The organism is Fulvivirga sediminis (assembly GCF_016757215.1).
GTDB classification, from domain to species: domain Bacteria; phylum Bacteroidota; class Bacteroidia; order Cytophagales; family Cyclobacteriaceae; genus Fulvivirga; species Fulvivirga sediminis.
In genome coordinates this window covers 64,917-85,825 of sequence record NZ_JAESIY010000013.1, presented here as the reverse complement: position 1 = coordinate 85,825, position 20,909 = coordinate 64,917, and the positions used below count along the sequence as shown (strand labels likewise).

The following is a 20,909-nucleotide window of genomic DNA, read 5'->3' as shown; positions in this document are numbered from 1 at the left end:
TAGCGTTTATTTATTAGACACTCTTCTTTGTTACAACGTTGGAAAGGTGTAACTTCTTTTATTCTATTATTATTCACTTTTGAGAGGACTCCCTGGGGATTAGTGTCGTAGATAGAAATAGGCCATTCTTGTTTTTATCTTGCTGATCACTATTTATCTGATCAATTAATCGATTAATTGCTGTTTCTGAGATTTGTTCAATGGGCTGAGCTATGGCTGTGATGGAAGGCTTATTTATTCTGAAAAGGTCATTGTCATCAAAAGATACAACGCCAAGGTCTTCTGGTATTTTCATATTTAATTCAGAAATGGCTTCCAGGCCTGCCACTCCAAGGTAGTTAGCCCCAAAAAGAATAGCATCTATCTCCGGCGCTGTGTTTAATATAGCTTTTAGTTCAGCTACAGAATCTGTATAGTTTTTCTTGAAGGAAACTTCATGTACAAGAGGTTGAAGAGCGTGGTCGTTCATAGCTTCTTCGTAGCCTCTTTTCCTCTCGGTCATTTGAGTTTGATTTGATGAAATAGTGATGAAAGATATTTTTCTAAATCCATTTCTTATCAAATGCTTAGTGCCTTCATATGCACTTTCTGCATTATTTACCATCACGTAGTCGGTCTCAAGGCTGTTTAGGTTTCTGTCTAGGAGTATGAGGTTTGCCTTACTATCTACCAATGGCCTTATGTCTTCTTCTAATTCTGGCGTAGGAGTGATGATGTAGCCATCTACCCCAAGTCTTTGAAACATTTGCAAAAACTCCTTAGACTTTTCTTTATCGTTTTCAGTGCTGCAGTAGATGATTTTGTACCCTGCCTCATAAGCACGGTCTTCTATATTACGAGCTATCTGAGCGAAAAATGGGTTGCTAATATCTTCAACCATCAACCCTAATATTTTAGTCTTACCCGTTCTAAGGCTTTGAGCAAATTGGTTAGGAGTATAGCCTACTTCTTCTACAAATTTAAGTACTTTGTCCACCAGGGGCTGGCTGATGCGTTTCTCTTTAGCCTTGCCATTTAATATAAAAGAAACCGTAGTTTTCGAAATATTGAGGCTGGTAGCAATGTCCTTAATTGAGAATTTCTGCTTTTTCATGTTAGTATTAATGTAATTCAAATATACTATTATTAAAATCAATTTACTTCATTGATTTTAGTTGCCTATTTATTATCTAATTTTTATATTGCTAAATCGATTTTTTAATTAAATTTGAAAGGTAATATTGCTTAAGTGATTATAATTTAATATAAATATATGAATATATCTGATGATGACAGAATTGTTATGACGCTTGATGCGGGAGGAACTAATTTTGTTTTTTCAGCTATACAGCACAAACGTCAGATTATAGGTGACATAATATTGCCTTCTGGTGCTCATGATCTAAATACCTGTTTAAATACCATATTAGAAGGGTTTGAAGCTGTTAAGGCTCAGATACCAATGGCGCCATCAGCGATAAGTTTTGCCTTTCCGGGGCCAGCGGATTATCGCACAGGTATTATCGGTGATTTGGCCAATTTACCGGCTTTTAGAGGGGGAGTAGCTTTGGGGCCTATGTTAGAAGATCACTTTCAAATTCCGGTATTTATTGGTAATGATGGCGATCTTTTTGCCTACGGAGAGGCTATGATGGGGCTTCTGCCTGAAGTGAACAAGAGGTTGGAGAAAGCGGGTATAGACAAAAGATATAACAACCTGCTCGGAATAACTTTAGGCACTGGCTTTGGAGGAGGAATAGTAATTAATAACCAACTCTGTGAGGGAGATAACGCCGCAGGTGGAGAAATTTGGGCCATGCGTAATTTTATGGATACCCGATTAACAGCAGAGGAAGGGGTGAGTATTAGAGCGGTGCAGCGTAGCTATTCGCAGAAGGCCGGAATAGAGAAATTATTAACCCCAAAGGACATTTATGACATAGCCATAGGTAAAGTCGCAGGGAATAGGGACGCGGCATTATATGCCTATGATGAAATGGCCTTGGGCATAGCTGAGTCTTTAGCTAATGCCGCCACACTGCTTGATGGTGTGATAGTAATTGGTGGAGGCATAGCAGGAGCCTATAGTTTAATTGCTTCAAAAATTATCGAACATCTAAACGGAACTATAGAAAACTTTGAGGGTGAAAAATTGCCTCGTTTAGCTTCGAAGGTTTACAATATAGATGATGAAAAAGATATGCAGAACTTTCTTAACCATGATATTAAGGAGGTAGCTGTACCATTTTCTGATAGAAAGGTGTCTTACATAGCAGATAAGCGATTGCCCATGGGTTTATCCAGACTGGGCACTAGCCAAGCCATAGCCTTAGGTGCATATGCCATTGCTTTAAGCAAGATAGATTATGATGAAAAAGTGCTAAAGTAAGTTTACTTATTTTAGCACAAACTCTATATGGTAGCCTTTTTTCTTTAACTCCTGGTATTTTTCTTTATCAAACTGGTAAAAATAAGCGCCTTTCTTCGAGGAGGACTTATCTTTAAAATCTTGCTTTACAAGTAGCTTGGTAGATAGTATTTTTTTTCTAAAATTTCTGTCATCCAATTGCTGATCATAAATGGCTTGGTATAATCTAAGGAGCTGAGGCATGGTAAAGTTTTCAGGCAAAAGCTCAAATCCTAAAGGTGCATTTTTAGCCTGGAAACGTAATTTTTCCTTGCCATTCTCTATCATCTGACAATGATCTAGCACCATTTGAGGTAATTCGTCTATGTCAAACCACTTCGCACCGTGCGCGTTGGCGGTGTCTTTAAAAAGCTGGTCTAATTTGATGAGACTCCAGAAAAGTATGGAAATGACACGTCCACCAGGGTCTCTATCTGCCTTGCCGTAGGTATGTAGCTGTTCCAGAAACACGCCTTCTAAACCTGTAAACTCTTTTAAAACACGCTCTGCAGAGGCATATATATCTTCATTGTAATTCACCAAACCTCCTATCAGAGACCACTGCCCTGAGAATGGATCAACTTTCCTTTTAAATAAAAGAACCTTTAGCTTTTCTTCCTGAACATCATATCCAAATACAAGGCAGTCGATTGCTACCCACATCTGGTCAGCTTTATACATATTAGTAAATTTTGATTATTCTTTAAACTACAATTGTAAACGGATTTTTAGAAATAAACGTATAACATACGTTTAAAATAATTGTATTTAACTCTAAAAATGTTAATATTGAATATATTTGCATTCTAAAGTAAAACTCATGAATACAACCATATTAGAAAAGATAAAATCTACTTATTCGGAGGAGTTTGGTGGTGCTCCAGAAATTATTGTTAGATCTCCGGGAAGGATAAATTTGATAGGAGAGCATACAGATTACAATTTAGGCTTTGTACTGCCCGCTGCTGTAGATAAGAGCATATATATGGCCTTAGGTAAAAGCGGAAGTAAAAAATCCAGATTAGTATCTGTAGATCAAGATGAGGATTTCTCTTTTGATATTAGCCAACCTACTTTTAAGGTAGAACAAAAATGGTATAATTATGTGTTAGGAGCAGCTTGTGAGCTGTTAAGCATAGGAAAAGAGCTTGACGGATTTAATGTAGTATTTAGTGGAGATGTACCACAAGGAGCAGGTATGTCATCATCAGCTGCTTTAGAGTGCGGTACTGCACTTGGTCTTAACGAACTTTTTGGCTTGGGTCTGGAAAAAGAGCAGATAATAAAAGCCTCTCAAAAAGCTGAGCATAATTATGTGGGTGTAATGTGCGGTATTATGGATCAGTTTGCCAGTGTTATGGGTAAAGAAGATCAAGTTATTTTACTTGATTGTAGATCTTTAGAGTATAATTATTTTCCATTGGAGCTTAAGGAATATAGCTTGTTGTTATGCAATAGTCATGTAAGTCATAACCTAGCCAGCTCTGAGTACAATGTGAGAAGAACTCAGTGTGAAGAAGGTGTAGCATTGCTTAAGTCTCATTATCCTCAGGTAGAATCATTAAGAGATGTAACCATGGAAATGTTGCAAACTCACAAAGATGAGTTTGATGCTGTGGTTTATTTAAGATGTAAATATGTAGTGGAAGAAAATGAAAGAGTAGAACGTTTTTGTGATGCTTTAAAAAGACACGACTTTGATGAGGTTTCTTCCATTCTAGCAAGTGCTCAGGATGCCATGAAAAATGAGTATGAGATTACTTGCCCTGAAATTGATTTTATGGCAGATTTTGCTAACTCAAAAGAGGAAGTAAAAGGTGCTAGAATGATGGGAGGAGGTTTCGGAGGTTGTACTATCAATCTGGTGAAGAATGAGTATATCCCTACCTTTAAGGAAGAGTTGGCATCTCAGTATAAAGCTAAATTTGATATTGATCTTGACTTTTATGATGTGAACATCAGTGATGGTACTCATATCATAAAATAGAAATAATTACACATTTTAATTAACCACTTTAGAGCTTAGCATAATTATGCTATCAAACTGAAGTGGTTTTTTTGTGCCTTTAAATATCTACTTTCCCCAAATTGTGGCTAAGCAGTTTGATGTTCAATCTTAGTGATCAGATAATTGATTTTTTCTTCGAAATCCTCCACATTGTCGCAATTAAGGTAACTCAATAGGTTCCTGGATTCATGATCACGAATAATGAAATGATCTTTAAAAAAAAGCAATCTCTTCTCCTGAGTTTTTAGCCTTTTGTAAGCTTCTCTTTGAAGTGTATTCTCTAAAATGTAAATGACTTTATCCGTAACAATGTTTGTTTGCATACAGTTGGATCGAGGAGACTCTTTTTCGTCTTCAAGAAATTTAATTGATTTATATGGACCATACATAGAGCACTTTTTCCTTATCTAATAGCAATTTAGTTATTATTTCAATAAGGTGGGCAGATATTTAGTAGGCAAAAACCCCTAATTAAATAGGGGTTTTTACCTATAAGGTATTTCTTTTATTAATCTATATTGCTGTAATTCAATTGTTTATGTTTTATTGCGCACGAGTGAGACTTTATTAGAAAGTATTTTAATTATTTTAGTTTATATTATTTTTACTCTCTTTATGGGAATTCCATGAAATAAAAATTCTTACTTCTCTTTTTTTACTTATTGTTCCCTTTTTTTACATAGGTGAATTTAAAAACATCTTATGTGCTATAGTGTTTTTCTAATATGAGTCAAAAAGAAAAAGCAAGTCGGGTTGAGGCGTCTTTAGATCATCTCAAATTAAAGCTCAAGGAGAAGTTGAATCTTTTTGATACAGTGATCATATATCCTTTTTTAGGGTATAGTAATAGTATTAGAAGTGTAATATCAGGTAGAATACTAGAGCAGGAAGCTGAGGTGCATACTTCTGGCAATAATGGTAGTACTATTTGGGCAAATATTAAGAAAGTATTCAAGAGATATGAAAGTGATGAAATTCCTTTTGTGCAACTCAGTGCTACCTTGGCGGGTAAGAAGGTAAATGCGTATGCCAATGAGGAGGGATATTTTGAATTTGAGTTTTACCACCAACCCGGAGAGTTAAGTAATGGTTGGCACAAAGTAGCCATCGAAATTGAATCTATTCCTTATGATGTGGAGTGTATTTCATATGCAGAGGGAGAAATTTTAGTATGTGATCAGTCTGCTGATTTTGGGGTTATATCTGATGTTGATGATACTATTATTCAGAGTTTTGCCACAAACCCTGTGAAAAAGCTTTATACACTGCTTACTCAAAATTCGGAAAGCAGAACTCCTTTTGAAGGGGTGGAGGAGCTATATCATTTGCTAGTGAATAAAAACAAAAATCCGCTGTTTTTCGTATCCGGAAGTTCTTTTAACCTTTATGACTTACTTATTAAATTTTGTAAGCACCATAACATACCTAAAGCGCCTTTTTTACTTAGAAATTTGGGTTTAGAAAATGACAAGTGGTTTAAGCAGAATACTGATAAATATAAAAAATCCTACGTAGAAGAGATTTTTCAGATGTACCCAGAATTAGAGTTTATTCTTATTGGAGACAGTGGTCAGAAAGATCCCGAAATTTACACAAGTCTGTGTGAAAAATACCCTAATCAAGTCAAGGCCATTTACATTCGGCATGTTAGAGACGAGGCCCGTCTAAAAGAAATTAGTGCTATGGGGCAGAAGGTATCTGCAGATTTTTTAGTGATGAATCATTCATTCGACGCTATTCAGCACTTGAAAAATAAAGCTTTGGTGTAGCTAGATTCTAAAATAGCCATTGAAAAAATTCTACCAATAATTTTAATATAGCATAACACAAAATTAGAATGATTGCACCGCCAATAATCATCCAGCAGACAATAATGCCTTTACCAGAACCTTGATGTTTGCCTTCCTGATAGTGTTCTTTTAAGAGCTTTACATTTCGATTATTGCATCTGAAAAACACATCAAATACAGTCCCTATTAGAGGAATAGAACCGATGAGAGTGTCTATAGCTACGTTTCCCATCATTTTTACAACTACTTTTTGGCTTGCGCCATGATTAGACATATGCCAAACCAATAGGCTACTGATGAAAAATGTAGCAGCGTCTCCCAGTACTGGGATCAGGCTGAAGATAGGATCTAATCCGAACCTGATCTTGGTGCCTGGAATTGTGAATTTACTATCTAGTAGATTTGAGATTTTTTCAATATGTTCAAAATCATTTTTAGTGCTTGAAGGGTGTGTTATTATTGTTTCCATATCATTAATAATTGGAAAAATAATGCCAAAAATTATTGAGCTTGCTAGCTTTGTAGGCTATACGGGAATTTTCGTTCTTTTAAAGATAAAAATTTCAGTAGTTTAGTTACAGAATATTATAAATAACAATGACAGGATCGAAAGAGAGAACGAGAGAATCAAGGGCTGCTATTGAGCGCTTGTACATAACTATGAGACACTTATTCATTAGAGGTAGTTATAAGCCTTTAGGGGTGTCTGGTAAATCATTGATAGAGGCATTGCTTACCCTTAAGCCCGAAATTTACGGTACGGTAGCTGATCCTAGCAAGGTGGAGTTAGACGGACTTTTATATGTAATAGAGAGACTACCCTTAGGTATAGAAGAGTGTCGATTCATAAAATTAGTAGCTAGGGAAGGTTATGAAGAAGCGGGGCATGTAGCCATGGTACCAGTGAAGAGAAGAAGAAATTGCTACCGGATAGATGAGGACCGTATGTACATAGAGATGACTCGTGGTAGAAGTGATATTTATGATATTCTTACTCACCTCACTTTTCTGTTCATAGAAGGCGAAAAAATTAAAAATCACTGCTTGGATCAAAAAGGGAGAATCATCGACGATTGGTATAGGCTGGAAGAGATTGTGAAGCTCGAAGAAGAAGGAAAGAGTTTTGATGAGAAAAAAGCAGCGGTTTATTTAAGTAACTTCTTGGGTAGAACGATTAAGGAGACGCAGGTGGCCATAGAGAAATTCCGCATAGGAAAAAATAGTAACAGTCTCTATCATTTGGTGTATTGGCTGGGGCAAACTGCCATTAATGAAGCGCTGGAAGCAACAGATAGAGAAATTACTTTTTCATCTAAATTGAGAGAGATAATTGGCCATCACATATATGGTGAGAAATGGGCTCGAAAGATAAAATCATACATTTATGGAAAGGAATTGCATCAGCGGCCTATTCATATCATAAGTGCTAACTTACATAGTTTTCTTAATGCTATATATGGCTCAGTAGCTTTAAAGGGCGAAAAGTTCTCTTCTCTGGAAGAACTGGCTTCTTTAACTAATAAAGAAGAGAATAGTGAAATGCGCAATCAAATTAAAGAGTATGCGCTAGAGCATGGGCTGCATGAAATTCAAGATCAGTCGGGTACCAATTTATCCGTTCAGATTTTTGATTTGGCGCATGTGGATTTTAATAGCTTACCAGAGGAGTTCAAACCTGCTCAGAAATTGGAGCCACCGGTGCTCATAGTTATGGACTATGCCTTTGGAGAGCAAGCTTTTGAGTGTATGGATGAGCTGCTAAAGCCTTATGAGGCGAGTAAGAATATTTTTGATATGAATATTCAATCGGTTTCAATTATGGGTAAAGCAGGAATTCTTACAGGGAATAAGAGTGATATTATGCTACCTACTGCACATGTTTTTGAAGGTACTGCAGACAATTACCCTATTGATAATGACCTTGATCCGGCTGAGTTTAAAGGTAAAATATCTACTTATGAAGGAACTATGATTACCGTTATGGGGACTTCATTGCAAAACAGAGACGTACTCAATCACTTCCTTACTTCCACCTGGAATGCTGTAGGTCTGGAAATGGAAGGGGCTCATTATCAAAAAGCAATTCAATCAGCAGCTAAAATAAGGAAAAGTATCAAAGAAGATATTAAAGTAAGGTATGCTTATTATGCTTCAGATAACCCTCTGGTTACAGGCAGTACGCTGGCATCAGGTAGTCTGGGGCTGGAAGGAGTGAAGCCCACTTATTTGATTACTTCTGCTATACTGAAGAAAATCTTGAACTAGAGCGTATTTAGTTTTTTATGACAAAGATCAATGATGGTATTTGTGAGCTGTTTTACGTTCATTACATTATTAGTCATTGCTCTTTGGTCATAATCTTCAGTGCTTAGCAAGTCTTCACCTTTTGCTATTTGTGTTTCTAAGAGACGGATTTCCAGCATTTTCAAGGTTGGTGAAATTTTGTGATGCGCTGATTTAAGAGCATCTATATCTTTTTGCTTCATAGCTTCAATATACCTGTCTTTAAATTTCATCATCTCCTGTGTAAAGGTTTGTAGTAGCTTAATCATAAGCGGGATATTCTTATCTGCCAGTGCCTCTAGCTTAGCAAGGTTAATAAACTGAGGCTTTGGTTTTGGTTTTGGAGAGGCAGAATTGGTCTTAGATAGCTCTTTATTGAGGTTTTGACTTATTTTTTCAAATAGATCTTTAGGGTTGAACGGCTTAGATACAAAATCATTCATGCCTGCTTCTAGTACATTAGATCTTATATCAGACAGAGCGGATGCAGTAAGTGCTATAATGGGTATCTTATTAAAATCACCACCCATAGCTCTTATTTCTCTACTGGCAGTATATCCATCCATTTCAGGCATTTGCAAATCCATCAAAATAAGGTCATATGTGCCTTCAGAGACTTTTGAGAGTGCTTCAAGTCCGTTTTCAGCCGTGTCTACCTGAATCTCCCACATGTCAAGGAATTTTGTAGCAACCATCTGATTTACTATATTATCTTCTACCAAAAGAATCGATACTCCTTTGAGGCTTTCATTACTAATATCTGAAATGTTAGATTTAGTTTCTTCAACGGCCTTTTTATTACTTTTTTCAAAGGTAAGAGTGAAGAAAAAGTTAGCCCCTTCTCCCAAAATGCTTTCCACGCGAATTTCTCCGCCCATAATATTGATCAGCTTTTTGGTTATAGCAAGGCCCAGGCCGGTACCTCCAAATTTTCGGGTGGTCTCTATTTCGGCTTGGCTAAACTTGTTGAATATCTGTTCATGTTTGTCATTCGCTATACCTATTCCACTATCTTTTACAGAGAACTGTATGGATATAGTATCTTGGGTTTCCTCAGTAACATGGGCAGATATAATGATATGACCCTCGCTGGTGAATTTTAGCGCGTTTCCGGTTAGGTTATTAAGTATTTGACTTAGTCGTGTGGAATCCCCCTTGACGTATTCGGGTACTTTAATGTCTATTCTCGTTTGAATATCTATAGGTTGCTTTTTTGCCCGTAGTACCAAAGATTGTTTTATGCCTTTGATGGTATCTAAAAGGTTAAAATCAATGGCCTCTATATCCACTCTTCCCGCTTCTAGTTTATTAAAATCTAAGATGTCATTAATAAGTGAAAGTAGATTTTCGGCAGAAAATTTTAATGTGTTTAGGTTTTCAAGCTGATGATCTTGAGGCTTTTCTTCTAACAAGATATGGGCAAGCCCAATCACAGCATTAAGAGGTGTGCGTATTTCATGACTCATTACCGATAAAAAATCAGCTTTAGCCTGAGATGCATTTTCAGCTTCTTCTTTGGCCCTTATAAGCTCTTCCTCTTGCTTTTTTTCATGAGTGAAATCCTGAAATACTCCTATCAGCTTGCTCACTTTTTCATTTTGCCATTCTACACTGCCGATAGTTCGTACCCATTTATGGTTTCCTTTTGCAGAAATAATGCCCAGTTTGCATTCCCATCCTTCTCCATTAGTTACAGCATGATTAATTAACTCACTTATTACTGGCTTTGAACTTTCATCATAAAACTGAAACGCGGCCTCCATTGTAGGAACGAAATCCGGCTCCACTTCATGAATTCTTTTTGTAATGTCTGACCAAAAGATGCTCTGTTGTAATAGGTCTACTTCCCAATGCCCAATGTTAGCCATGTTTTGGGTGTCTTTGAGTAGCTGAGACTGTCGCTTAAGCAGCAGTTCATAGTCTCTTTTTTCTATTACATTGCTTAACCAATTACATACTAGCCAAATGAACTCAATTTCCCTTTTGCTGAAAGAACTCGCTTTTGGAGTGGGGGATAACAGATTAAACGAGCCATAGCATTTTCCATTAACCCAAATAGGTACACCGATAAATGTTTTTACGTTGAAGTTGGCTATGCTCTCGCGTTTTTCATAGGTAGAATGGGATGTGTTTTCAATTGAAATAATTTTCTTTTCTTCATATGGAAGAGCACAGTAGGTGTTTTTAAGACCTATCTCTGCGTTTAATTTCACCCCTGAATCACTCGTATAGAAATCTATTATATGGAAATGATCATTTTCAATTTTACAGATAATGCCCACTGGCAGTTCAAAGTAAGTAGAGAGGATTTCAATGGCCTGGTGTATCTGCTCCTGTTCACTTAAGTGTAGTGAAAGGGTCATTTGGTTAAACAGGTCTATATGTGCAATTAATTCATTGAGTTGCGATTCATTGTTGAGAATGATCTCTGTTGAAGCTTTTAAATGATTGATGTTTCTTGCTACCGCTCTTATGGAAGTCACTATTTCATCCTGAAAGGACATATGCACATTTTGACCAACCCATATTTCATCGCCATTTTTAGCGACTAAAATAAATTCGAAGTAAGTATCTGCTTGTTTTTTGTCTCGCTGGTTTTTATAAAAATTGACAAGCTCATCTCTCTGTTCTGGTTTAACTATTTTAAAATAAGGTATCTGCTGAAGCTCTTCTTTAGAGTAACCTGAATATTTTACCAGGCTGGCGTTAGCATATTTAAAACAGCCATGGTTATCCAACTCATAGATCATATCCTCTAGCGATTCAACAATTTCTTCAAAATTTGAAGTAGAGGAGGGTATTTTTGTTCGCTCAGACATTACTGTTAATATATAGAATTGAAGGTTTAGATAGTTAGTTATGTAATATTTAACCTTAAATAAATCAATTAAATAAGTAAATTGACATATATTGACGCTCTATGAAGGCGTTTGCTTTAGGTAGGGCGAAAAAAAAGCTCTCTTTAAGCAAAGAGAGCCTTGTTAAGAGCAAGAAATTCTAATTTTTCAATAATACAGTTCTATAAGTAGTCGTGTTTAGCAAAGGTATGTTAGCATTGTACTTGTCATTAATAAAATTTATGAGTTCATTAGCAATAATGGCATGTCCTCTAGGATTCGGGTGTATTCCGTCAGTGGAAAATAATCCGGAAGGGCTAAAATCCGGGGCAATATTCACACTTTCATAAGTTAATCCTTTTTCTCCGTCAGCTGCTTCCTGAGCTTTATCTGTGAGTGCTAACATTTTAGCCTGTTCCGGAGTAAGCCCAGCTAAGTCAGCAAATAATGGTTGTACATCAAACATATCTACTCCAGGAGTAGCTGTAGCAATACCACTGATCACCGCATTATAAGTAGCCTGTGCAGTGATAACAGCAGTTTGTTCTTCCAGAGAGAGTACATATTTGTCTTCTGCAGCAGAGGAGGTGCCTACGCCAGTGCTAAGCGCATTGGAAGTAGGTAAAGGAATAAGGTCAGTAGCTTCTGTTTGTCTGTAATTAGGAAGGCCAAATGCACTTAGGTCTGTAAGGTATTCATCTACCATTACAAAAGCATTTTGACCTTCAGAGAATTTGATAGTTCTACGATCAGCCTCTTCTTTATCTATTAAATTATTCATCAGAGCTGCTTGTAGGCCATTATTATAGGTTGAGTAACCAGCGTTAAGCTGAGCCGCAGAAGTGGCATCTAACGGTACAGGGTTGTAAGGTACAGCTCTAAAATATGGTACTAATAATACTGGCGGTATATTGAGCACTACTCCCTTAGCTTCTTTTTTTGTCAGCTGACCAAGTACAGTAGAATAGTCAGTAGTAAACTGAGCTTGGCTATAGGTGGTGAGAGGATCATCTCCTGTTCCTCCAGCATTAGCATAATTTAATATTTCATTATTACCTAACCATAAAGTAAAGAAAGTAGGGTCAGAGCTTAGTATGTCGGCAATAAGGGTAGAAGTACCTGGGTTAGAAGCGAAGCGAGCGTAAAAGCCATTGTTAGCTAGGGCAGGCGTGTTTATTTCTGCTATTTTCAAGCCAGGTACGCCAAAATTGTTAAGTTCAGATTTGTCACCGCTATAGGGCGTAATCACATCTCCGGGAGTAGTTGGTACAGGCCCGGGGATGGAGGTGTCCAAAATGTACTTGCCATAGGTGGCCTCAGCCGGATTACTATTGAGGCTTATATTATACCCATTGACAGCGTTAATATCTGGCTGGTTAAATGATGAGGTGAAGCCCGCTTCCACTAATTGCTTTCCAATCAGGTTTGGAAATGCACTATTTTGTCCATCGGTATAAAGTGCAGCATCCATAAGGCCTGCGGTTAGTGAGTTGCCAATAGCTACATAATTGCTGAAATCTGCTTCTCCCTGGGTATAAGGTATTTCTGTAGTGTTGTCCTTTATGCGTTCTTCTATAAGTTCATCTTCTGTGTCGCAGCTAAATATGGCTCCTGAGATGATCATTAGAAAAGTAATATTTTTAAGGTTTTTCATTTTCTAAATATTATTAGTTGAAAAATTGATCAAACGTGAGGCTTAAGTAATAGATAGCACCAATTCTTGGGTTGCCGAATGAGGTGGTATACCTTTCGTTTAAAATGTTTGATCCTCCTAATTTGAGTGTGGATTTTAAGCTAGGTAACTTGTAGCTTACTTGCGCATCTACTGTGCCGAAAGCAGGTATTACTCCTTCTCCAAATGATGATTCCCAGAAGAACGCATCCTGCCATCTGTAATTAATGGAAAACCCCAGATGATCAGTCAGTTTTCGGTTAGAAAACTTCAGGTTATATCTCCATTTTGGAGTATTGAAGAATGAATTGAAGCCTTTTTCTTTCAGATCATCTTCATTGATCAGCTCATTGTAAGCCACATTACCACCCACCTGAAAGCCTTTAGGGAGTGTGTAATCAACACCTACCGCAAATCCGTGGGCGTTAACAGTTTCATCTGAGTTAATATCAAATCCGTACCTCGCCACATCAACAGTACCGTTCACGAGCTCTTGCTTAGATGCTGCAGGACCTGCGTAAAGAGGAGTAGGTCCTGCGTTGTTGTTGCCTGTTGCCGTTTGTATTAAATCTACTTCAGAAATAAAATCAGTGTAACTGCTATAGTAGTAGTAAGCGTCAATCATTAGCTTGTTACTAATTACACTTTTATAGCCAATTTCATAAGTGCTTACTTTTTCTGTTTCGAACTCAAAATCTGTCCATGGCTTAAGGTCGTCAATAGACATTTCGCCATTTCTTACTGCTTGCAGGTCTGTTAAATTGTATACCGCATTGGTTCTGAAATTAAATTGATCAACCAGCGCTTCATTACTACCTACTAACCTTCTGCTTACTACATCTAAATTGATAAACTGATCCTGAGTGGTAGGTATTCGGAAGCCTCTTTGGTAAGACGCCCTGATGTTATGCATTTTGTTTTCGCCCATAGAATATACGGCAGATAGTCTTGGAGAAAATTGTCCTTTGAAGTATTCATTTTTGTCATAACGGATGGAACCAGTTAAATCCAGTTTTTCATCAGCTACAGATTTTTTCACTTCCAGGTAGCCTCCAAACTCATCGATATCGAACTCATCGCCTGTATCTATGTTTTCCAAGGCAAATAGGGTTCCGCCTGAGCTTAGATTATACCTTCTAAAATTCGCTCCTACAATGACCTCTGCAAAATTGATATGTTCTGAAAGGTTATACATACCCTCTACATGATAAAGACTGGTTTCATCTAAAAACTTTGCTCCTCCTTCAGAAATAGGGGTACTTCTTAATTCATCAAATGATGCGTTATATTCAGCAGATCCAACTTCTAAGCGAGAAGTGTTGTCTCTGGCAAATTGATGAGCGGCCTCTACTGACTGGCCACTAGTTCTAGCTCCCACCCAGTTTTGAAAATAGGCAGGTATATATGAATTCGCATTCATAAGAGAAGCCAGGGTATTAGCGGCATAGCTATCACCAGCATCCTCCTGAGTAGTATATGCTCTTATGAAAAAGTTAGATCCTTTGAGTTCTAGTTTTCCTGTCCAGATGGAAAAGTCATCTAGCACAAACCTGTCATTAGCAGTGTAAACAGTGCTACCAAAACCCAGATTGTACTGACCTATAAGCTCTAATTCATCAGTAATTCTGTAGTGTAGTGCAGTACCCATTTTTAAGCTTTCTGTAGTGTTATCTACAAATTCTCTTTCGGAGAAACCAAGGGGAGTGAAATTGCCAGCTTCTCCATTCGGAATAAGAGGTCTGATGGCTGCAATCTGAGCACCAGAGGCTCCACCACCTTCAATAACACCATCGGCAATTTGTCCTAGATTAACTAATGGTTCTCCATAAACATTCACACCGTCATAAGTCCTATTGCTATCCCTATACCCAGGCTGTTTAGGGTCATATTCTGGGCTCGTTTCCACCAGATTACTTTGATCTCTATAGTCAACACCTCTGAAGTCATTCGCTTTGAGATAAGAAGCGGTTACTTTAAAAGCAAATTTGTTGTTAAAAGCTTTTGCATAGCGAATGGAATAGTCAGTATAGGCAGACATGTCATCATCTTCTTCATCTACATGGTTAACACCCACCTTTACTGAGGCACTTAGTCCTTGATATTCGAAAGGACTTTTACTATTCATGAGAATTATACCTTGAATAGCGTTAGGGCCATATAATGCAGATGCGGCTCCAGGCAATATTTCTACGCTCTCCAGGTCCAGGTCACTGATACCTACAATATTTCCTACAGGGAAATTAAGACCAGGGGCCTGATTATCAATGCCATCAATAAGCTGAACTATTCGGTTGTTTCCATTAGCGCCAAAACCTCTGGGATTGATAGACTTGAAAGTCATACTTTGGGCACTTACATCTATTCCTTTCAGATTAGCAATAGCATCATAGAAACTAGGGGAGGCGGTTTCTTGTATGGCCCTGATGTCCATCTTTTCAATGGAAACGGGAGATTGGAGGATGTTTTCTTCTACACGTGAAGCAGATACTACAACTTCCTGGCCTAGCATGGTTTCAGCGGCTAAAGAAACGTCAATCTTTGAAATACCACCTGTAACTTCCTTCTCCTGAGGGGTGTAGCCAATGAAGGAGAATACTAAGGTGAAAGGAGGGGCCTCTTGTACTGTTAAGGAATAGGTGCCATCTGGTGCTGAGATGGTACCTATTACTTTTCCTTTAACTATTATGTTTACGCCTGCCAAAGGGCCGCCTGTCTCAGCATCTTTTACAGTACCGGATAGTGTGGTTTGAGCTAGGCTTAAGTGAATACTTCCAACGAAAAATAAAATAAGAAGTACTCCCTGATAAAAGGTTTTTTTCATAGTCATTGAGTTAACGAATAAGTTATCATGAGAATGTTGCCAAGCATGCGCAAGGCAGTCTTTAACTCAATGTACAAGAAATTCTTCTAAAAATTAAGTGTATTAATCAGTTTTTCGGAATCGTTTACGAAGATTTATAGAAGCCCAAGATTAACCCTCAGTCTCTTTTCTAATATGTTCAGCTAGTTTCTCGCACAGATTGTTGATCTCCGATGCCATAAATTCATCTCCTGTGCTGTTAAGAAGCGTTTGTGCTATGCCCCCTAGGCAGTCTACATAAAACCTTTTCATCTCGTCTACAGGCATGTCTTTAGTCCACAAGTCTATACGCATAGTGTTCTTTTGAATATCATCCCAAAGAGATACACTAATGCTTTTCGTTTCTGAAAGTTCACCTTCGGGCTTTTCAGTGGCATCCCAACTGATTTTTTCAGGTATATTATCTTTATCTAATTCTACAGTGAAATTAATTTCTGATTTCCTCATTATCTCATTCTTTTTTGAACAGGCAAAGGTATATTGATTTGGTTAACCAACCTCTAATTCTTTGGCGAGATTAATAAAAAAGTTCATAGCATCTGGGTTTTTCAAGGCATCTTTGTTCATAGCTTGCTTAATATCCTTACCCATAAGTACTTTTTTCACAGGGGTCTCTGTCTTTTTTCCGCTGATGGTGTAAGGGATCTCATTTATGGCGATGACCTCATCAGGCACGTGTCTTGGGGAGTAACTCTCTCTAATTGTCTTTTTTACTTTAGATATAAGCTCAGGGGTAAGTGGTTGATCTTTTTGCATCTTTACAAAAAGTGGCATGTAAAAGTCCCCGGACTTGGTTTCAATACAAACTACCAGGCTATCCTGTATTTCAGTAATTTGGTCTACGGCCCTGTAAATTTCGCTTGTCCCGATTCTGACACCGCCTCTATTGAGGGTAGCATCAGACCTACCATATATAATAATTCCATGTCTAGGGGTGATCTTAATCCAATCGCCGTGCCTCCAAACATCTGAATACATTTCAAAATAACTGGCTTTGTACCGTTCATGCTGCTCATCATTCCAGAAAAAAATAGGCATTGAGGGCATAGGCTGGGTTATAACCATCTCCCCCTCTTCATTAGTGACAGGCTCACCATTTTCATTATAGGCTAATAAATGACAGCCTAGTGCTCTGGCTTGAATCTCACCTTCATAAACAGGCAAAGTAGGTACACCTCCAACAAAGGCACTGCATACATCTGTGCCTCCGCTCATAGAAGTTAGCCACACGTCGTGTTTTATATGTTCATAGACATAGTCAAAGCCCTCAGGAGGTAGGGGAGAGCCAGTAGATCCTATAGATATCAATGATGAAAGGTTATGCTCTATTCCTGGCTTTTTCCCTTCTTTCATATTTGCAACTATATAGCCGGCACTGGTGCCGAAATGATTTATTCTTAACTCATCGGCCATTTGCCATAGGGCATCTACTGTAGGCCAAGCAGGGCTACCATCATAAAGCACTATGGTTCCTCGGCATAATAAGGCACTCTGTATATAGTTCCACATCATCCAACCTGTAGTAGTGTACCAAAAGCATCGGTCTCCTGGTCTTACATTCTGATGAAAGCTTACATATTTATAATGCTCAAGTAATATGCCTCCCTGGCTATGTGTGATGGCTTTAGGCGCTCCTGTAGTGCCCGAAGAATATAAAATCCAGATAGAGTCATTGAAAGGAACTCTATGGAAATCAAGCGTTTTATTGTCGGCTGAGGGAAGATCGTTCCATGAATAATAGTTATCTAAAGAAGAAATGTCAGCGTTGATATATGGTATAAGTAAAGTATGCTCCAAAGAGGGGAGGGCTTTTTGTATAGAGGTGATGATAGAAGTCTTATCAAATTTTTTTCCTCCATAACTATAGCCATCTACTCCTATCAGTACTTTTGGTTTTACTTGTTCAAATCGATCTATAATAGAGCTAAGTCCAAAGTCAGGAGAGCAGCTAGACCAGATAGCCCCTAAGCTGTTCACGGCCAGAAAAGCTACAGTAGCTTCTAAGCAGTTGGGTACATAGGCCACTACTCTGTCTCCTGCCTGCACTCCCCACTGTTTGAGTAGCTGTTGTACTTGAGTTACTTTTATTTTTAATTCGCTCCAAGAAGTTTCTTCGGCTGGCTGGCCTTCCTTTTTTGATATGATCGCCGGTATATCCTCCGAATAGGATAGGAAAATATGCTCAGCATAATTAACTTGGGCCCCCTCAAACCATTTATAGCTAGGCATTTTTGCTCCAGATACTACGGAAGAGTACTCACCTCCTTGTATGTTAAAATATTGCCACACGGTTTCCCAAAATTGATCTATATGATCAGTAGACCATTTCCAGAGTTCGTGATAATTGCTGAAGGATAGTTCTTTGTAGGACTTTAGCCATTTGAGATAATCCGACAGGTTGGTCTGGTTAATGAAATCATTACTGGGTGACCATAGTTGCTTTGGGGTGTCCTGCGGATTCATAATAACTCAATTTATATCACTTGTACAATATTTTTTGGGCTGTTAATTTATCTTCTTTGAGCTGAGCCTTTAGGGCTTCAATGTCCTCAAATTTTATTTCATCTCTTATGCGGCCAATAAAGTTAATTAAAACGTTTTCTCCATAAATATCTTGGTTAAAGTCAAAAATATTTACTTCTATGGTCCGTCTTGTACCTGAAACCGTAGGACGATAGCCAATGTTTAGCATTCCGTTGTAAAAATTATGATTACACATAACTTTAACAGCATAAGAACCGTCAGCGGGAATGAGTTTATGACGAAAGTCAAGTTCTATGTTAGCAGTAGGAAAACCTATAATTCGACCTAGTTTTTCACCTTTTACTACTCTGCCATTAATACTATAGGGTCTGCCTAAGAGTTCCGTGGCAGTAGTCGCATCACCTTCTAGTAAGGCTTTTCTTATTTTGGTGGAACTAACACCTACGTTGTCGATATCTTGCCTGGAAATTTCTTCCACTTCAAAACCATATTCTGCTGAGTGAGCCTTGAGATATTCAAAACCACCTTCTCTGTTCTTTCCAAAACGATGATCGTAACCTATAACCAGCTTTTTTGTACCTATAGTATCTACTAATATTTGCCTTATAAATTCTTCCGAAGTAAGGTTAGAAAATTCTTTGGTAAATGGTATTCTAATAAGATGGTCAATGCCTTGATTTTTAAGTAACTCAGCCTTTTCTTCGAAAGTATTGAGTAGTTTCAAATTGCTGTCATCTGGATATAAGACCAGCCTGGGGTGAGGCCAAAAAGTGATTAAAACAGTTTCTCCGTTACATTTCTTGGCTATTTCATTAAGCCTTTCAAGTATTTTTTGATGCCCAATATGTACACCATCAAACGTACCGCTGGTAACTACTGCAAAATCGAGCTTTTTAAAATCATCTATGCCATGGTAGATTTTCATTAGCTGATAGCTTCTTCTATTGTTTTAGCATCATCAACGGAAAAATCGCCTATTCGGGTTCGTCGTAGCTCTGATAAATGAGCTCCTACGCCAAGCGCCTGACCAAAATCATGCGCAATGCTTCTTATATAAGTACCTTTAGAACAAACAATTCTAAAGCTTACTTCTGGCAAATCAATAGAAGTAATTTCAAAGGCTTTTATTTCTACTTTTCGAGACTTTAATTTTACATCTTCTCCTTTTCTGGCTCCTTCATATGCCCTTTTCCCATTTACCTTAATGGCTGAAAAAATGGGAGGAGTTTGTTCTATAATACCAGTAAAAGGGATAGTGGCTTCATGTATTTCCTGCTCATGCAAATGATCAATAGAGGTTTCACTATCCACTTCCGTTTCTAAGTCGTAAGAAGGAGTGGTTTTTCCCAGGTAAAATTTGCCTGTGTACTCCTTTTCCTGAGCTTGAAATGTTTCTATCTGCTTGGTCATTTTACCAGTACACAATATTAGCAGACCCGTAGCAAGAGGATCCAATGTACCAGCATGACCAATTTTTTTTACTTTGAGGGCATAGCGTAGCTTTTTTACTACATCAAAAGAAGTCCATTGATAGGGCTTGTCTATAAGCAGTACTGAGCCTTCTGGAGGTGTGTTATTCATTAGAAATATACTACTGATAATACAACTATCGCTACTATAATACAGTATACGGCGAAGTAAATTAGTTTTCCTTGTCTTACAATTTTAATCATCCATTGGCAAGCAAGTAAGCCTGAAACAAAGGCGGCAATAAAGCCTGCTAATAATGTAATGCCTGAGATGCTGTCTGCTGCTACTTCTGGTGCTTTAATGAAATCAATAGTTTTCAATAGGGCAGCGCCCAAAATAGGAGGTAGTACCATCAAGAATGAAAAACGGGTCGCTCTTGATTTTTCCACACCTAAATATAAAGAGGTAGCTATAGTGGTTCCAGATCTTGAAATACCAGGTAAAATGGCTATCGACTGTGCCAGACCGATTATTATGGCTCGACCAAAAGTTACTTTCTTAGTGCCATCGCTGGTATAATAAGTAACCGTAAGCAAAAAACCTGTAATCAAAAGCATAAAAGCCACGAAAGTGACATTGCCAGCAAATAACGCTTCAATTTTATCTTCGAAGAGCACACCTATAACTCCAACAGGAATCATGCTGAGCGCTATTTTGGCTGCAAATTGAGTAGACTCATTCCATTGGAACTTAAATAAGTCTTTTATTATCTCCAGAATGTCTTTTCTGAAAATGACTATGGTGCTCAGCGCAGTAGCTGCATGCACTATAATCGTAAATAGAAGGTTGTCACTAGTATGGATATTCAGTAAATAGGCTCCTAATTCTATATGACCACTACTGCTGACAGGTAAAAATTCTGTTAACCCTTGAATTATACCAAGGATGATAGCTTCAATTAGACTCATTTTGCTCTTTAGGATTGTGAAGGATTGCTACAATTTCAATTAAAAAGCCAGCCATTACTACTAACGGTCCAAGGGTTAATCCCATGAAGCCAAAACCAAAAGGCTCTGAGTCTATGCTCATAATGACAAAACCTACAACTAGAACAGCCAACCCTATTAGCATTAAGGTGTAATTTTTTTTACCGAAAGGAAGCTTGCTTTTATTCTCCAT

The 20,909-nt window shown here is 37.8% G+C and carries 17 protein-coding genes; 4 read left to right on the top strand and 13 right to left on the bottom strand.

Annotated features, from left to right (window positions below):
- Positions 1-73: 73 nt before the first annotated feature.
- Entirely contained in the window at positions 74-1,093 is a 1,020-nt protein-coding gene (locus JL102_RS20260; protein ID WP_202246293.1) for a LacI family DNA-binding transcriptional regulator, read from the bottom strand.
- Positions 1,094-1,252: 159 nt separating this feature from the next.
- On the opposite strand from JL102_RS20260, the gene JL102_RS20255 reads away from it, so the two are divergent.
- The gene (locus JL102_RS20255; protein ID WP_202246292.1) at positions 1,253-2,368 is read left to right on the top strand and encodes an ROK family protein; all 1,116 of its coding nucleotides are present in this window, start codon (positions 1,253-1,255) and stop codon (positions 2,366-2,368) included.
- A 6-nt stretch (positions 2,369-2,374) separates the two neighbouring features.
- Here JL102_RS20255 and JL102_RS20250 read toward each other — a convergent pair whose 3' ends face one another.
- On the bottom strand, positions 2,375-3,067 hold the full coding sequence (locus JL102_RS20250; protein ID WP_202246291.1) for an NUDIX hydrolase: 693 nt from the start codon (positions 3,065-3,067) through the stop codon (positions 2,375-2,377).
- A gap of 139 nt (positions 3,068-3,206) precedes the next feature.
- Between JL102_RS20250 and galK the strand changes: the two genes are divergently transcribed.
- Positions 3,207-4,373, top strand: coding sequence for a galactokinase (gene galK, locus JL102_RS20245; protein WP_202246290.1), 1,167 nt, complete (start codon positions 3,207-3,209; stop codon positions 4,371-4,373).
- A 107-nt stretch (positions 4,374-4,480) separates the two neighbouring features.
- On the opposite strand, the gene JL102_RS20240 is transcribed toward galK, so the two are convergent.
- Positions 4,481-4,717: a hypothetical protein gene (locus JL102_RS20240; RefSeq protein WP_202246289.1), complete on the bottom strand. Its 237-nt coding sequence runs from the start codon at positions 4,715-4,717 to the stop codon at positions 4,481-4,483.
- A gap of 402 nt (positions 4,718-5,119) precedes the next feature.
- Here JL102_RS20240 and JL102_RS20235 point away from each other — a divergent pair, with 402 nt between their 5' ends.
- Positions 5,120-6,163 carry an App1 family protein gene (locus JL102_RS20235; RefSeq protein WP_202246288.1) on the top strand — a complete coding sequence of 348 codons (1,044 nt, stop codon included), beginning with the start codon at positions 5,120-5,122 and terminating at the stop codon, positions 6,161-6,163.
- 7 nt (positions 6,164-6,170) lie between these two features.
- On the opposite strand, the gene JL102_RS20230 is transcribed toward JL102_RS20235, so the two are convergent.
- Positions 6,171-6,653: a DUF4112 domain-containing protein gene (locus JL102_RS20230; protein WP_202246287.1), complete on the bottom strand. Its 483-nt coding sequence runs from the start codon at positions 6,651-6,653 to the stop codon at positions 6,171-6,173.
- Between the two features lie 128 nt (positions 6,654-6,781).
- Here JL102_RS20230 and JL102_RS20225 point away from each other — a divergent pair, with 128 nt between their 5' ends.
- Positions 6,782-8,449, top strand: a complete 1,668-nt coding sequence (locus JL102_RS20225; RefSeq protein WP_202246286.1) for a DUF6909 family protein — start codon at positions 6,782-6,784, stop codon at positions 8,447-8,449.
- Here the strand turns inward: JL102_RS20225 and JL102_RS20220 are convergent.
- From JL102_RS20220 to JL102_RS20180, 9 genes are all read right to left on the bottom strand, one after another.
- On the bottom strand, positions 8,446-11,286 hold the full coding sequence (locus JL102_RS20220) for a response regulator (protein WP_202246285.1): 2,841 nt from the start codon (positions 11,284-11,286) through the stop codon (positions 8,446-8,448). The genes JL102_RS20225 and JL102_RS20220 overlap by 4 nt on opposite strands.
- Positions 11,287-11,464: 178 nt before the next feature.
- Positions 11,465-12,958: an SGNH/GDSL hydrolase family protein gene (locus JL102_RS20215; protein ID WP_202246284.1), complete on the bottom strand. Its 1,494-nt coding sequence runs from the start codon at positions 12,956-12,958 to the stop codon at positions 11,465-11,467.
- Positions 12,959-12,971: 13 nt separating this feature from the next.
- Positions 12,972-15,797 (bottom strand): TonB-dependent receptor, encoded by a 2,826-nt coding sequence (locus JL102_RS20210; protein WP_202246283.1) that lies wholly within the window; start codon positions 15,795-15,797, stop codon positions 12,972-12,974.
- 150 nt (positions 15,798-15,947) lie between these two features.
- Positions 15,948-16,283 carry a gliding motility protein GldC gene (gene gldC / locus JL102_RS20205; RefSeq protein WP_202246282.1) on the bottom strand — a complete coding sequence of 112 codons (336 nt, stop codon included), beginning with the start codon at positions 16,281-16,283 and terminating at the stop codon, positions 15,948-15,950.
- Between the two features lie 42 nt (positions 16,284-16,325).
- A complete protein-coding gene (locus tag JL102_RS20200) occupies positions 16,326-18,299 on the bottom strand; it encodes an acetoacetate--CoA ligase (protein WP_202246281.1) in 1,974 nt (657 codons plus the stop codon).
- 16 nt (positions 18,300-18,315) lie between these two features.
- Positions 18,316-19,245 carry a bifunctional riboflavin kinase/FAD synthetase gene (locus JL102_RS20195; protein ID WP_202246280.1) on the bottom strand — a complete coding sequence of 310 codons (930 nt, stop codon included), beginning with the start codon at positions 19,243-19,245 and terminating at the stop codon, positions 18,316-18,318.
- A complete protein-coding gene (gene truB / locus JL102_RS20190) occupies positions 19,245-19,901 on the bottom strand; it encodes a tRNA pseudouridine(55) synthase TruB (RefSeq protein WP_202246279.1) in 657 nt (218 codons plus the stop codon). The genes JL102_RS20195 and truB overlap by 1 nt, the downstream gene beginning before the upstream one ends.
- Positions 19,901-20,698: an undecaprenyl-diphosphate phosphatase gene (locus tag JL102_RS20185; RefSeq protein ID WP_202246278.1), complete on the bottom strand. Its 798-nt coding sequence runs from the start codon at positions 20,696-20,698 to the stop codon at positions 19,901-19,903. The genes truB and JL102_RS20185 overlap by 1 nt, the downstream gene beginning before the upstream one ends.
- Complete coding sequence (locus JL102_RS20180) at positions 20,685-20,909, bottom strand: DUF3098 domain-containing protein (RefSeq protein ID WP_202246277.1); 225 nt, start codon at positions 20,907-20,909, stop codon at positions 20,685-20,687. The genes JL102_RS20185 and JL102_RS20180 overlap by 14 nt, the downstream gene beginning before the upstream one ends.

What these genes read in the sequence shown, in the direction of transcription:
- JL102_RS20260 (WP_202246293.1), bottom strand. Translation starts at nt 1,093, where the DNA reads ATGAAAAAGCAGAAATTCTCAATTAAGGACATTGCTACCAGCCTCAAT.
- JL102_RS20255 (WP_202246292.1), top strand. Translation starts at nt 1,253, where the DNA reads ATGAATATATCTGATGATGACAGAATTGTTATGACGCTTGATGCGGGA.
- JL102_RS20250 (WP_202246291.1), bottom strand. Translation starts at nt 3,067, where the DNA reads ATGTATAAAGCTGACCAGATGTGGGTAGCAATCGACTGCCTTGTATTT.
- galK (WP_202246290.1), top strand. Translation starts at nt 3,207, where the DNA reads ATGAATACAACCATATTAGAAAAGATAAAATCTACTTATTCGGAGGAG.
- JL102_RS20240 (WP_202246289.1), bottom strand. Translation starts at nt 4,717, where the DNA reads ATGCAAACAAACATTGTTACGGATAAAGTCATTTACATTTTAGAGAAT.
- JL102_RS20235 (WP_202246288.1), top strand. Translation starts at nt 5,120, where the DNA reads ATGAGTCAAAAAGAAAAAGCAAGTCGGGTTGAGGCGTCTTTAGATCAT.
- JL102_RS20230 (WP_202246287.1), bottom strand. Translation starts at nt 6,653, where the DNA reads ATGGAAACAATAATAACACACCCTTCAAGCACTAAAAATGATTTTGAA.
- JL102_RS20225 (WP_202246286.1), top strand. Translation starts at nt 6,782, where the DNA reads ATGACAGGATCGAAAGAGAGAACGAGAGAATCAAGGGCTGCTATTGAG.
- JL102_RS20220 (WP_202246285.1), bottom strand. Translation starts at nt 11,286, where the DNA reads ATGTCTGAGCGAACAAAAATACCCTCCTCTACTTCAAATTTTGAAGAA.
- JL102_RS20215 (WP_202246284.1), bottom strand. Translation starts at nt 12,958, where the DNA reads ATGAAAAACCTTAAAAATATTACTTTTCTAATGATCATCTCAGGAGCC.
- JL102_RS20210 (WP_202246283.1), bottom strand. Translation starts at nt 15,797, where the DNA reads ATGAAAAAAACCTTTTATCAGGGAGTACTTCTTATTTTATTTTTCGTT.
- gldC (WP_202246282.1), bottom strand. Translation starts at nt 16,283, where the DNA reads ATGAGGAAATCAGAAATTAATTTCACTGTAGAATTAGATAAAGATAAT.
- JL102_RS20200 (WP_202246281.1), bottom strand. Translation starts at nt 18,299, where the DNA reads ATGAATCCGCAGGACACCCCAAAGCAACTATGGTCACCCAGTAATGAT.
- JL102_RS20195 (WP_202246280.1), bottom strand. Translation starts at nt 19,245, where the DNA reads ATGAAAATCTACCATGGCATAGATGATTTTAAAAAGCTCGATTTTGCA.
- truB (WP_202246279.1), bottom strand. Translation starts at nt 19,901, where the DNA reads ATGAATAACACACCTCCAGAAGGCTCAGTACTGCTTATAGACAAGCCC.
- JL102_RS20185 (WP_202246278.1), bottom strand. Translation starts at nt 20,698, where the DNA reads ATGAGTCTAATTGAAGCTATCATCCTTGGTATAATTCAAGGGTTAACA.
- JL102_RS20180 (WP_202246277.1), bottom strand. Translation starts at nt 20,909, where the DNA reads ATGGAGAATAAAAGCAAGCTTCCTTTCGGTAAAAAAAATTACACCTTA.